Annotated in this window: 9 protein-coding genes; 1 reads left to right on the forward strand and 8 read right to left on the reverse strand. The window is 33.5% G+C overall.

All coding sequences use genetic code 11. The features are described from left to right. Positions 1–71 precede the first annotated feature (71 nt). The 7 genes from addA to JC2156_RS07070 form a co-directional block, all read right to left on the reverse strand. Positions 72–3842, reverse strand: a complete 3771-nt coding sequence (addA, locus tag JC2156_RS07040) for a helicase-exonuclease AddAB subunit AddA (RefSeq protein WP_006845939.1) — start codon at positions 3840–3842, stop codon at positions 72–74. Next, positions 3843–7388 carry a PD-(D/E)XK nuclease family protein gene (locus tag JC2156_RS07045; protein ID WP_006845940.1) on the reverse strand — a complete coding sequence of 1182 codons (3546 nt, stop codon included), beginning with the start codon at positions 7386–7388 and terminating at the stop codon, positions 3843–3845. Between the two features lie 2 nt (positions 7389–7390). Next, a complete protein-coding gene (locus JC2156_RS07050; RefSeq protein WP_006845941.1) occupies positions 7391–7900 on the reverse strand; it encodes a nucleoside deaminase in 510 nt (169 codons plus the stop codon). A gap of 60 nt (positions 7901–7960) precedes the next feature. Then, positions 7961–8572, reverse strand: coding sequence for a class I SAM-dependent methyltransferase (locus JC2156_RS07055; RefSeq protein ID WP_006845942.1), 612 nt, complete (start codon positions 8570–8572; stop codon positions 7961–7963). A gap of 275 nt (positions 8573–8847) precedes the next feature. Further along, entirely contained in the window at positions 8848–9774 is a 927-nt protein-coding gene (locus JC2156_RS07060) for a site-specific integrase (RefSeq protein WP_006845943.1), read from the reverse strand. Positions 9775–10026: 252 nt separating this feature from the next. Continuing rightward, positions 10027–10494: a hypothetical protein gene (locus JC2156_RS07065; protein ID WP_006845944.1), complete on the reverse strand. Its 468-nt coding sequence runs from the start codon at positions 10492–10494 to the stop codon at positions 10027–10029. Positions 10495–11256: 762 nt separating this feature from the next. Continuing rightward, positions 11257–12009: a hypothetical protein gene (locus JC2156_RS07070; protein ID WP_006845945.1), complete on the reverse strand. Its 753-nt coding sequence runs from the start codon at positions 12007–12009 to the stop codon at positions 11257–11259. 382 nt (positions 12010–12391) lie between these two features. On the opposite strand from JC2156_RS07070, the gene JC2156_RS07080 reads away from it, so the two are divergent. Continuing rightward, positions 12392–12604 (forward strand): hypothetical protein, encoded by a 213-nt coding sequence (locus JC2156_RS07080; protein ID WP_006845946.1) that lies wholly within the window; start codon positions 12392–12394, stop codon positions 12602–12604. Positions 12605–13364: 760 nt separating this feature from the next. On the opposite strand, the gene JC2156_RS07085 is transcribed toward JC2156_RS07080, so the two are convergent. Then, complete coding sequence (locus JC2156_RS07085; RefSeq protein WP_006845947.1) at positions 13365–13973, reverse strand: hypothetical protein; 609 nt, start codon at positions 13971–13973, stop codon at positions 13365–13367. Positions 13974–14035: the final 62 nt, after the last annotated feature.

A 14035-nucleotide genomic window follows, 5' to 3' on the forward strand; every position in this document is an offset into this window, starting at 1 on the left:
TTTTACAATTTTTTTGTGATTTAAACTATTTTAAGCCGTCATCCTTTGTCAAAATAAATCATTCATATTATTTAAAATTCATAAACTTGGTATGTATTTAACGCAACAATAAATTTACGAATATTACCATAACCCATCGCCGTTAATGCTTGAGCATATAAATTAATTTGTCCACTATAGCGCTGCTCTAGCAAAGTCTGTCCATCTACTCCAGGAGCAATATAATCAGTTTTATAATCAAACAGCCAAATTTCATCATTAACACGAATATATCCGTCCATAATTCCATGCACTAAGACATATTCTTCATCGTCAAAATCACGATAAAGCTGTTTTGCATCAATTAACATCGAAAATGGAACTTCACGTTCTACCGATTGGGCATGCCTAACCAAGTTTTTTCCCAATTGAGAATGTTCAAAAAATTCACTCATAGCCTGGGTTGGTAATAAGAACTCCAAGTTAGTCTCAATCAATTCCTCTTGTACTAATGTATGAATTAATTGTTGAATATGTTCCGGTGTAGGTGTTCCTGCTTTTAAATCAATCTTTTGCAAAACCAAATGTACCGCTGTTCCTCGAGCGGCACCGGTTGAATTAGTTTGCATTTCACTCATAAACGATGGCTCACTTAATTCTTCATTTACCAGACGCAATCCTGCATCAGCTTCAGTTGACAAACTCTGATCGCCCATCGTTCTTCCATCTTTTAAATCGGGATCTTCAAAAATACGTTTAATTTCTGAGACTGATTGATAAGCAGTTGTCCGAGTAGATACCTCATGGTCATATTGAAACGCAAAAGATTGTTTAATTTGATCAAGTTTCTGTTCCACGGTTACCGAGTTGAATACTGTTTTATCATCATTTGATGTCAAATTATCACTATTTGAAACTAATGGCTGTTGCATTAACTCATCATGCTGATTAAAAGTTATTTTAAATTCAAATGGAAGGTCCGGATTATACATTGATGTTTGATCTAATTCGACCCCATACTTATCTAATAATACATTAGCCGTAGCTTGAAAATTAGGATGCCGGCTAATCGCCATTCCCATCAGGTCCATGAATGAGTGTCCTTGCAACCGAATTGATGATGATATCATGGCGTGTTGTGAATCCATAACTTGACTCCTTTGCCATTGTTTAACTAATGTTTTAGGAGATTTATATGATCCAACCAAAAACAATTGTTGTTCAGCCCGTGTTAGCGCCACATAAAGCACCCTTAATTGTTCTGCAAAGCTAGAACGCAATAAAGCAGCCCGAACGGTTTCATATTGCGGTGGCGTTAATTTCAAAGCGAATTCTCGATCAATATATTGCAATCCTACCCCAGCTTGACTATCGATAATTAATTGTCCGACTTGATCTTGCGTATTGAATTTTTTTGTAGTGTTCAACATAAATACAACGGGAAACTCAAGCCCTTTTGAACCATGAATGGTCATTAATTGAATCGCTTCATTTGCTTCATTCGCATCAACTTCCCCAATATCGTCAGATGCATTTTTCTGAAGTTGTTCAATATAATAATTAAACTGGTAAAGTCCCGTAAAATTAGTTTGTTGATAGGCATCAGCTCGTTCATACAAGGCATGTAAATTAGCTTGACGTTGCATCCCACCCGGTAAGCCCCCTACATAATCTAACCAATCCGTAGTTTGATAAATTGACCAAATTAAATCAACCAATTTATTTTGAACCGCTAATGTTTTAAATTGATCAAGTTCTCGTAAAAACTTATCAATGATTCTTTGCGTATTTTCAACTAAATCTAAGCCATATTCCACCATCTTATTAGGATCCTGTTGGTAAAACGCCTGAACTGCAGTATAAAAATCACTATTTAAATTTTGGGTTCGAATAAGTGCTAAGGCATTTTCACCCAATCCATAAATCGGTGAACGCAAAACGGCAACTAAAGGAATATCCTGATGTGGATTATCAATAACTTTTAATAGATCCATCATAATTGAAATTTCCATCGTCTGGAAATAATTCCCCGCATCCTTCACAATCAATGGTAGATTTAAGGTTTTAAAGATTTCAATTACTTGAGGATTTTGGGTTCGTGATGGAACCAAAATTGTAATATCTGAGTATTGAATAGGGCGTATTACCTGTGCTTCACGATCATAAATTTCAAATCCATCTGCTATTAATTTCTGAATTTTTTGACCCATCATTTGAATTTGGCCTGTAGTTGAATTCAAACTTAAATTTTCAGGATATATTGCATTATCTTCGCTCTCATTATCCTCCGTTTGATTTTCATCAAAATAGATCATAAATTCAGCTTTTTTAGGCAAATCGTCTGGATAATATTTCGCTCCGGCTACCAATTTTGCCGAATCAACATAATCGACATCCCCCAATTCACGACTCATCAATTGTTGAAACAGATAATTAATAAAATTCGTTACATTTGGTTGTGAACGAAAATTTTCAGCAAGAGTAATTAAACGATCCTTTGATTGATCATGACCATAATTTTCCATTTTTTTAGCAAATAATTGCGGATCAGCCTGTCTAAACTTATAAATGGATTGTTTGATATCACCCACTTGAAAAACATTATTTGATTTGGCCAAAGCTTGAACAATTGCCTCCTGCAAATTACTTGTGTCTTGATATTCATCAACCATAATTTCTGAATAACGCTCTTGTAATTTTTTGGCAATATCTTTTTTTTGTACAATTTCTAGGGCAAAATGTTCTAAATCATTAAAGTCAAAAGCCTTACGTTGAATTTTATCTGACAGATACGACTGTCGAAATTGATTTGTAACTCTCACTAGTTCCTTCAAAGTTCTTTGAGCTCCACTAATCGCAAATTTCAAACCCGCTTCATCTAAAGTAAAGAACCGTTGAGCCAATTTACCCGCTGCTTTATGTAGTTCTTTCCGATCATCGCCAATTTGACTCCAAATTTCTTTCAAATCTGGTTCAAGACCTCGCATCCCCCGACCCTTAGCATTCCAGGGCGTTGGTTTTTGTTGAAACATTGTTTGACGCAAGGTCTGCCAATCAACCTCCGCCGTCAAGATATTTAACATTTTTTGTATGTGCTCATCTTCTTCGACCAAATCTTGCCGCCGATTCTTAGCAGCATCAATTTCATCATTAGGTACGCGCGCAATTAATTGATCATATTGCTGATGTAAGTCGAATAAACTATCCCGTAATTCGGGTAACACCGTTTCAACATATAACTTTGATCCCAGAAAATCACCTTCAATAATATAATTTTCACTAAGTTGATTTAACCAATCATCGGTATCTGGTCGGGCCATTGCAAAATCAAATAATTGAAAAATAGCCGTTTGTAGAGGAGTATCATTCCCATTTTTATCAATAAATTGTGTCGATAAATCTAAAAAATCTTTATTATCAACAAGATTATAATTTTGTTCTAAAACCTTGGCTAAAATTTGCTGCATTGCTAATTTCTTCTCAGCATTATCAGCGATCCGAAATTGTGGATCTAAGTCAATTGCATAATGATATTGCTCAATGAGTCTCAGCGCAAAGGCGTCCACAGTGGAAATATTAGCAATTTTTATCAATCTTAGCTGTTTCATTAAATGACCACGTTCTGATCCTTGCATGTTTTGCAGACGGTTACGTATTTCTTTTTCTAAACGCTCTTTCATTTCTGCTGCTGCAGCTTCAGTAAAAGTCACAATTAGAAATTCATCAATATTATCACCATCTAATAAACGTGTTAAAACACGTTCTACCAACACCCTAGTTTTACCAGAACCAGCTGATGCTGAAACTAGAATATTTTGTTCTCGTGTCTCAATGGCAGCTTGTTGTTGTTTAGTAAATTGCATCTACTTACCCTCCTGCTCCAATAATTTGGCTTGCATTTGTTTCAAAGCTTCTGGTGCTTTCAATGATTTTAAATCCCGATACTTATTATTTAACATAGCATCAAATTGAATTACATCCCGATAATCCGTATATTGAAGTCCATTATGGGTTCCTTGTCGATATGGTGCAATTGGGAATTTACCTGCCAAAATTTTACCAGCTAATGTCTTAATTTGGGCTTTATTATATTTTAAAAGTGTCTCTAATTTTTCCGAAGTTACTACATCCGAATTTGCTTTGAATTTTCCGTCTGCCTTTCGCTCAATTCGATAGGGAGTGTCATCATTCATTTCTAATTGTTCAATAAATCCTTCATCATCTTCAATCAATCCTTGATATTTAAGTTCCTGTTTGGATTCTTGAACAGCCGTTTGTTGTTGGAATTGATATGTTTCTTGGCCTGTTTGGACAAAAGGCTCATGAATTTCCCGTTGTAGTTCCATAAAATTAGCAGCTTGCACTTTCATACCATTAGTCTGATTTAGATTCATTGCCTCCCAATAAGTGAGGAGTTGTAATTCTAGCCCATTAAATGCTTCTGTATAATTGAATTTTCGTTGTTTAGACTTATAATCGATAATTGCTAAATAATTTTGATCACGTTGGCTATTATGAACCATATCATATCGATCAACTTTTCCTCTAACTGTTACCAAATTTTCACCCATCTTAAACTGTAAAGGTTTCAGTAACCCCTGACCAAATGTAGTTTCAGTTCCTTGAGTTATAATACCAGCATTTTCACGCTGACCACGTTGCATATTCACTAAGGCATAATGCACCCGTTCGGCTAAATTACGCGTGATAAATTCAAACCGCTTACTAGTTGTAAAAATTTCAAATGTTGGATCATCAGCTGCTAAAATCGATTTCAATGTTTGTGTTTCTAATTGCTCCAAAGCCTCATTTGATAACGCGCCCAATGGTTCCTTTTTTAGCTGTATGAATACTTTTTCTAAAATGGCATGCATTAATGAACCTTGTTCACCAGCCGTTAATTCCATTTCAGAACGTGGCTGTAATTTCAAACCATAATGTAATAAAAATTCATATGGATTTTTAGCATACGTTTCTAAACGTGAAATGGAAGTTTTCAATTCAGTCCCAAAGAGAGCTTGAACTAAAGTCTTCTCAATTTGTTCACTTTGATTTCGGTAATTCAAGGAAGTTAATAATTTTTTGTATTTTTGAATATCACTAGTATCTGGATAATTTTGTTGAACTTCATCTAACGCCTTTTTCACCAATTGCCAACCAGCTGCCAACGGTTGCTGATTTTGTTGTGCAATTCCAGCCGCTAAAATAAATTGAGCCCGAGCACTGGCGATCGTTCCGGTTAGTTGATCTAATTCTATTAAGTCTTTTTGTTCATCAGTTAAATAACTAATCTGTTGTATGGGTAACTGAAAAGCACGTTGAAGACGCTCAACATATGTTGAAGGTTTTAACTTACTATTACCATCTGATGTTGGAAACGACCAAATAATTTTTCGTTCTCCAATCATCATCGCTTGATATAGATTCAAACTATCCTGAGCCATCAAAATGTCAGTGGTATCTCGTAGCTTTTTACCATCTGGTAGCTGTTTTTGTAATTTTTTACGATCTAAGTCCTGCAAAAGTGACTTTTGATGAACAGTCGCTGGTAAATTAATATTGGTAGCACCAAAAATAATCACATTAGGCACTCCAACCAACTGAACCATTCCTGTTTCCGTTACTAACACTTGATCCATTGCAGCGGGAATTCCAGAATACTTAGCATTACTAAACGCGGCCATCAAGGCTTCATTTAGTTCTGATATCGTTAAACTTTGTTGATCAAAAACCGTTACAGTATCATCTAATATCGCCATTAATTGATTCCAAACTTGCTCCATTTGTTGTGCTGCAGACATATCACCATTAGCTACGGCTTGGTCTCGCCAAACCAAAATTCGCTGATCCACACCTTGATCTTTCAGGAATTGATACAATTGCTGCACCATCTTTCGGACGTTAGGGCTTTGGGATAATTGAGTTAAAAATGGCGCAATCTTTTGAGAGATTTGATCATGAATCAATGCTAATTGCGCATCATTTTCACTAGCCCGCTGGCGTAAACTTTCTTCACTATTCTCGTCGATTTGATAATCATATTTCCAGACTTTTGGATCAATCCATCGTTGACCAAAATAATTCTTTGAAAGAGCAAAATTCTCAGTAATTGCCAGCGCCTCTCGATAAGTTTTTATATCTGTATCTTTTGGAATTAATAACTCCGTTTTAAGCAAGTTTAAAATTGAATTTAATGAATATTGAGGACTCAAATTAAGCAACTGTTTAACAAAAGCTATCAACGGATGATTCGTCATCATCTGATCATTATCAAGATATAGAGGCAAATTATATTTAGCAAAAATAGCCGGTATTATATTTTGATATTGCCCCAGATCTGGTGTCATCAATACAAAATCACGGTAACGTGCTTTTTCATTGATAATCTCGTTATGAATTTTTTGAGCAATTTGCTCAATTTCTTGATACTTAGAAGTCGCCCCCCATAATTCAATATCATCATTTTTAGTTGGGACTGGAATCCCATTATGTTCATATTCAATCCAAAAATCAGAAATACCTTTTAAGCCTGATTTAACCGGACGTTCTTGATCAATCGCCTGAATAACAACTGTTTGAAGATAGCTTTGTGCAGCCGCTTGTAGTTGTTGTGCCAATCTTTTAGGAGCAAAAAACAATTCATTTTCATCTAAATTCTGATCAAGATGTGATGCCGAACCATTTTCACCAGGCAAAGCAATAGTGACCTCGGCGCTCATAGCAATTAATGCTTCAACTACGCCCACTTCTGATGGAGTCATTTGTGAATAACCATCGATATAAAAATATTGTGATGACAAATCTACCTCGCCCCGCAATAAATATTGTTTTAGAACGCCTAATAAATCACTATTCAAAAATTGATTGCGCTGCCCTAATTCATCGTCTAAATTTGTACCAATCAAAACTAAGTCTAATAATTTATTTTGCAGAACAGGCTCATCATCAAGGTTATCGGCCATTGCCTGGACCTCATCCCATGTTAGCCCAGCCTGCTTTATTTCTTGGATTTGACTTGCCATTTGGCTAATAAAACCTTGCTTATTCAATAAGTTACCATATAATTTCAACTCAGTTTGGTGTTCATTCAAAAGACTTTGAATTAACATTACTAGCGCTTCAGGTGATAAATTTGCTCTTTGATATAACTTGGTTTCGTTCATATAATACCAAGCTAATCTTGACAAGGAGAAAACTTGAACCTTAGGAGTTACCAAAGCTGATCCACTCCTATGATCGAGCTGCGCCAAACGCTTTAAAACATTAATTTCAGTTTTGAATTTTATTTTATTTGGTACTAAATAAAAAAAATGACCATCTTTTTTTGATTGCCGTGTTTTTTTAATCTTTTCTAATAAGGCTAATTCTCGGTCTTTAGTACCATCACCAAACAAAATTGTTAATCCCATAATTAATTTTGATCCTCTCTTTGACGTCGCGCTTTTTTAGCAGCCTTTTGTCGTATCCGAATAGCTTTAAAAAAATCTTTCATTAAGGTACTGGCCTCTGTTGCCCTAACCCCTTGATGCACCTCTACCTGATGATTTAATCGATCATCTTCCAATAAATGATACATTGAATGTACTCCACCGGCTTTATAATCTTCAGCTCCATAATATACCGTCTTAATCCGCGCTTGTTGCAATAAACCTGCGCACATTATGCAAGGTTCAACGGTGACAAACAACTCTACTTCGGGCAGCCGCCAACTTTTTTGTTGCCGGCTAGCTTCTAAAACAGCTTGAAATTCGGCATGTTGACTTGGATCTTCAAACCGTTCACGTAGATTGAAACCACGCCCAATAATTTGACCATCTAATACCACCACCGCTCCAATGGGGACCTCACCTAAGGCATAAGCTTTTTTAGCTTCCACTAAGGCAGCCCCCATGAAAGTATGAATTTGTTGTTCTGTTAACATTAACATTTCCTCCATCAATACCTGGTAAAAAAGCTAGGCCAATTTGACCTAGCCTTTATATTATTGATTACGTATACTTTCCAAAATGTAGTAACCTTTATTTTTCGCAATAGTTTGAACATTTCCAAAAACATTTTCCATGAGCTTTTTAGCAGATGGCGCCCCTTGCTTTTTCTGTAAAACAACAGTCAAAGTTCCACCTATCACCAGATGTTCAATAGCATGAGTTAACATTCCATTTACCACCTCTTTACCAGCACGCACCGGTGGATTAGTTAAAATAGCTGCATATTGGTCTGTTACATTTTCATATTGATCCGATTGAATTACTTTAATTTGAGACATTACTTGGTTTTTTGCAGCATTTTTTTGTATTAAAGCCGCTGCTCGCTCATTAATTTCAACTGCATCAAACTGCCGATCAGGTAAAATTTTTGCTAAGCTAATTGCTACTGGTCCATAACCAGCACCTAAATCTAAAATTTTACCTGCTGGTAAATGATCACGATTAAAGCTCTCCAACATTGTACGAGTCCCAAAATCAACGGTCTGACGTGAAAAAACGCCAGAATCAGTGGTAAAAGTTAGGTTATGTTGAAACATCGGAAATGACCAAGTTTTTTCGTCATGTTCGATCGTAGGATTCTTTGTATAATAATGTTCTTCTGTCATATTTATCCACTCTCATTTAGTTATAAACGTTATTTATAAATGGCTTAATACCAACGTTTAAAATAGTTTGACAATCGAATAAGCACGGTCAAAATCGTGTTTATTTAAACCTAACCTAATAATTAACATTGTTATTAGGTATAACTTACTCAATAATTTTCTTTAATATCGCCCATAATATTGCTAAACACGTCCGCTACTTCTCTTTTCGCTTTTGGTGTTAGTTCTGCATATATCTGATATGTCCCTATGTCCAAGCCTGTCGGACACTTTCTTTAAATCCCCATGCCACTAGATATTAACAGACTAGCGTGTGTGTGCCTGAGTCCGTGAATATTTAAATATGGTAATATCGTTGAATGATTATTATTATACCACTCGTTAAATTCTTTCAATTGATGAAATGGCGAATATTTTAACGTTTTAAATACAAAACTATCATTATTAATAGGCTTACCTTTTAGCATTGATCGTTGTGCCTGAACGTAATGCCACTTTTTCAATTTATCAATTACAACATCATCAATATCAATGTATCTAAAAGCATCCCCATTTTTAAGACCTTTTAAATAATGACCCTTTCCATTACCGTCCATTGATATACGCCCATTTAATAATATTTCGCGTCTCTCAAAGTCAACACTACTCCATTTTAAACCAAGTGCTTCACCTTTACGCATTCCGGTTCGTAGCAATGTAATAAAGTACGTTAAAAAATCCACATCATTCTTAAAATATTCATTCAGTCCCACTTCAAACATTTTGGCTTGTATTTCATCATAGAAACGAACCTCACGGCGTTTGGTTCTTTTTGGTCTAACCATTTGAATATGTTCTAATGGGTTGCTATCGCAAATAATATGTTCACTATCAACTGCGTATTTAAACACACGACTTGCATAACCTAACATTGCTTTTGATTGTGTAAGCTTTGGTAGAAATATATTTACTTTCTTTTGAATATCCAGCCTGTTAATTCTATCTAGCCTTAAATTTACAAATAGTTCAGTTTTTAATAGATGACCATTAAAATATGCCCTTGTTTTATCTTTAGTTGCTTGTGTTAACTCTTGGTTACTATAAAACATCCACCACTCTTTATACGCCTCTTCAAACGTGTAGGGTTGAGGTTGTAAGTATTCTAATTCCTTTATAACAATATCGCCACGACTAAAGGCGTCATTTAATTGTTTCTCGATCATAATAGCACTGGTTTTACTGTCAGTGTTCCTATACTTATATGTTGTATGACAAGTTACTTCATCAGTCCCAACGTATACACAAACTTGATATTTATCATTTTTTAATTTTCTAATACTTATAATTTTTTAAGTCCTTTTCCAGACATGCCCGCTAGCTATGTATTGGATTAGGTTTCTTCTATGTGTAGTATTCTGCTCTAAATTGAGCAACCTTATTGAGCATTAAAATGAAACTGATTATTATATTTGTTTTTATTTATCAAAAATAAATTTAGGCTTTTTACGATTATTTCTATTAGAGTTCCCATAATATTCATTTATGATCTTGTTGTATGCCCCTAAATATTCAGGACTCATATCATAGACAATTTCCATAATATAAATTCTTAATGCACAATTCTTAATGCGTCCAAAACATTTAGTATTAAATTTTTCTGTTGCACTATATCCATTATTTAATTTATCTTCTATATAGTTTTTAAGGTGAAATTTTTGTGTATACATATGATCATTCTTATTATCGGCATCATCCTTCCAAGAAAAATAACTTTTTAAATTACCATTTTCATCTTTGCAACCTTCTTCTATATTAAATATTTTTTCAGAATATTCTGTGTCATTTACTATATTTTCATTAGTCAATTTATTTAAAATATCAGCCAATGTAATATCGTTATCTTTAATTTTCGTTTCTTCTTTTTCTGCTTCTTCAATTTTCATATTTAACATCATCCTTTTAATTTTTTCTTTATTATTTTCAGCATACACGTTAGATAAATCGGAAATCCTGCTTAAAAATATAGAAAATCCATGAATTTTAGGAAGTATACATTGAAATTATTGTTAATCATCATAATTTCTGTTATTGTTCCGCCTAGAAAAGATAATATACCGATAGTTCCCAAATATACAATTAATAATTTCGACGCTTCTGAATTTGTTCGATTGCTATTTGTTAATAAACCCTCTACAAGGCCAGAAGCCATCGCACACGCTACTAACGTCCCCACTAATATATATTATCGTATGTTAATAAAAACTCACTTTATCTTAATTTTTATGTGCTAATAATTTCCATAAATAAATAATTATCATAATTACGAAATATACTATCATAAACACCGTTAACCACATAATAACTCCATTCTTTTAATTATAATTAAAAATATTAATTAGGATAAATTTGCTCTTTTTCTATAAATTAATTACGAAACATTTATAAACTATTTCGTTCTGTTTCAGTTCAATGCAAAACATTTGCGTAATATTAATAAATTATCAATATCAACCTATTTAAGACATTATAAGGTAGTTGAATGTATCTAATCACAATCAATTTAAAACTATTACGAGTTAGTTATTATTTAACAATAACCCCCGCCCTACTATTGATTAAGAGAAACGATGCAGTATTGTCGTCTTATAAGTTTTTACCAAAAAATAACTTTTGAACCTCATTCCCAGAAAATACTTTTCGAATAATTATTGAGCCCTAGTATATTTTTGGGATCCTGAACCTGGCATCACATTAACAAATGTTACTGTATTATAGTCTTCAGAAAAAGTGATACTTCCTGGTGTTTGATCAGGACTGTATTGTTGCCCCGCTATGGCTTTAAATTCTCTATTTTCTGAATTAGAACCATCATCCATAGTCCCAATGGCAAAACCTCCAGGACCATTTTCAGCAGATCCAGCTCCATAATAGTTAGTCTCACTACTTCCCGTTATCTTTAATTTATTACCTTGATCATCTTGCCATATTCCTATTAAACGATTAGTTAAATCTGTTTTATTAAAGTCATTTGTCTTAATTGGATTATTTTCTGATTGAGACTCGCTTTCTGAGGTACTTGATACATCACCCTTTGAATCACTTGATACTTCGTTATCTGAATTATCAGAAACAATATTGTCAGAGATAGTGGCTTGCCAAGTGATCTTATGTCCATCTGACGTTGAATCCCATTGTTTAAAAGTTATTTCATCATTTTCAAATTTGTACGGTATCTTACCAGAAATATTGTCATTTTTATTTATGATAATATATTTTTTAGTAACTGAATAATTTTCTGTATTATAAGAACCTAACATCTTAGAACGCATAGTATTTTCATCTATAAAACTAACATTATTAGTCCCATCATGTACTAAATTCTGAGGAGCATCACCATTATTCATAGCATCATCAACAGCCTCCCCATCATAAAGATATGGACTTATAGTAAGATTCATCCCCACTAACTTGTTCTTAACATCATTTAAATTATTTTTATTTACCTGTTTTTTTTTAATTTTGTATCCACATGATTACTCGATCTAGTTAGTTCTGTATCGTTATGCTTACTTGATATATTTGAACCTATATTATGAAGGAACACAATCATCCCAATTATTATTATGATGATAGCTAACACAATATAGATCCATTTTTTGCTTTTTTTATTCTTGTCTACTCTTGTTTCCATAATTTAAATACTCCCAAAAATAATTTCATATTCCAATTACATATTAAAACAAACGTTATAATTAGTCTTAAAACAATCATAAAATATATATAATTATTAATATTTAAAAGTATTTATAAAATTAAATCTATAACTTGTGAGGTATTATTATGGCATTCTCAACAACTTTATACTATTATTTTGGCGGACGTTTAGCAATTGAATTTAAGTTTTGTAACATGATATTGAATGATAGTTTTAGCTCACAATTAAATAATGATCAAATAGATATATACACGCAAGTGCCGGACTTAGTAGAAAATCAAATAAATCATATTAAAGCCACTCTTAGCACGTTCACTGACGAAGAGAAAGTATCATAAGTCAAAGTTACGGTAAGGAAAAACTAACCGCCAATATACTTGCTAGAATATACAAGATACCGCCTAATCATATTAACAAGATACGTCAAAAGTTTACTCAACGCTATAAACATACCGGTGGCGATGTCAGAAATAATCATGACTTATTAAAGATTGCTGTAAAAATTAATGAAGTAGTAGCAAAATAGAAATAAGATACAACGATCTAGTATAATCTAGGTCGTTTTTTGATGAGGGGATGAGCCTACTCAAGTAATTATGGCTAATATCAGAGACACATACGACTTTCGAGCGTAACACTCCCCGTCTATTTTCAGATTAAAGGAGCGCACACAGTTCATAATCTTATAGAAATACCCAAAATTGAAAACTTTTAGGTAGGGGGCTCAATGGATATAAATACTAATTTAAAGCTATTATTAACCAAAATACTTTGTTTTTAGCCATCGTTTTAGACCATAAATAAATTAAAAACGCCCGTTTTGGACGTTTATTTTTTTGCATAAATTCAATTGTATCAATGATTTAACAACGTTACCCCACCCCTATACGTTTTTAGCATATTTTATACAGTCGAGACCCTTTCCCCTGGTACCCCAAATTCATTGAATTATTATTTTTTATGATGGGGGTATTTTGAAAAGTAATAATAACTGCAGTGTTTTAAAGAAACGGCACCATTTGTTATTCGATTCTTTTCCTACTCAATGGGCGGGGCCAAATAAAAAAGCCATTCAATTATTGAACGACTAAATTAATCTTATCTAATTGCATACTGGTTTAACATATCCGGTGTTATATCGTAAACACCACCTAATCCTTGAGGAACTTTCAAACGCACCGCTGGAGCATGATCAAAATAAATTTCAAACCCATGATTATTACCAAAATTATATTCACTTTCCAAATTTTCAGAATATATTGTATCCCTAACGTCGTATGACATTCCATCTACAAAGTATATTTTAAATCCTTCTGGTATCTCTTCAAAATAATCCAATTTAGGCGTATCTTTACCAGCATCATAATAAATAACTTTCCCTACTGCTAATCCAATACTCATTCTAGTAAAATAAATAGAGCGTTCTTCATCGGTGACATTATTACTCTCACTTGATGATGATACCGAAGATGAGGTGCTAGCAATGATACTAACACTCTTTTCACTACTAATCTGTGATGAGCTACTAACTTTTTTGGACCGCTTACTTTGTTTAGCACTTTCAGTTTCAATAGATGATTTGCCTGCTATTGATAAACTAGCCACTGTAATCATCAACATAATCACAAATAGGATAGCTACAATTGAAATAATAATTATTTTTTTATGGCTTTTACCACTATTATTTTTATCTAATCTAGAATTCATACTCATACTCCTAATTTTTGTATATTACTCCTAAAAAAATCGCTTCAACAATTAAGTCAAAG

It is taken from the genome of Weissella koreensis KCTC 3621 (assembly GCF_000277645.1).

What these genes read in the sequence shown, in the direction of transcription:
- addA (WP_006845939.1), bottom strand. Translation starts at nt 3,842, where the DNA reads ATGCAATTTACTAAACAACAACAAGCTGCCATTGAGACACGAGAACAA.
- JC2156_RS07045 (WP_006845940.1), bottom strand. Translation starts at nt 7,388, where the DNA reads ATGGGATTAACAATTTTGTTTGGTGATGGTACTAAAGACCGAGAATTA.
- JC2156_RS07050 (WP_006845941.1), bottom strand. Translation starts at nt 7,900, where the DNA reads ATGTTAACAGAACAACAAATTCATACTTTCATGGGGGCTGCCTTAGTG.
- JC2156_RS07055 (WP_006845942.1), bottom strand. Translation starts at nt 8,572, where the DNA reads ATGACAGAAGAACATTATTATACAAAGAATCCTACGATCGAACATGAC.
- JC2156_RS07060 (WP_006845943.1), bottom strand. Translation starts at nt 9,774, where the DNA reads ATGATCGAGAAACAATTAAATGACGCCTTTAGTCGTGGCGATATTGTT.
- JC2156_RS07065 (WP_006845944.1), bottom strand. Translation starts at nt 10,494, where the DNA reads ATGAAAATTGAAGAAGCAGAAAAAGAAGAAACGAAAATTAAAGATAAC.
- JC2156_RS07070 (WP_006845945.1), bottom strand. Translation starts at nt 12,009, where the DNA reads ATGAATCTTACTATAAGTCCATATCTTTATGATGGGGAGGCTGTTGAT.
- JC2156_RS07080 (WP_006845946.1), top strand. Translation starts at nt 12,392, where the DNA reads ATGGCATTCTCAACAACTTTATACTATTATTTTGGCGGACGTTTAGCA.
- JC2156_RS07085 (WP_006845947.1), bottom strand. Translation starts at nt 13,973, where the DNA reads ATGAATTCTAGATTAGATAAAAATAATAGTGGTAAAAGCCATAAAAAA.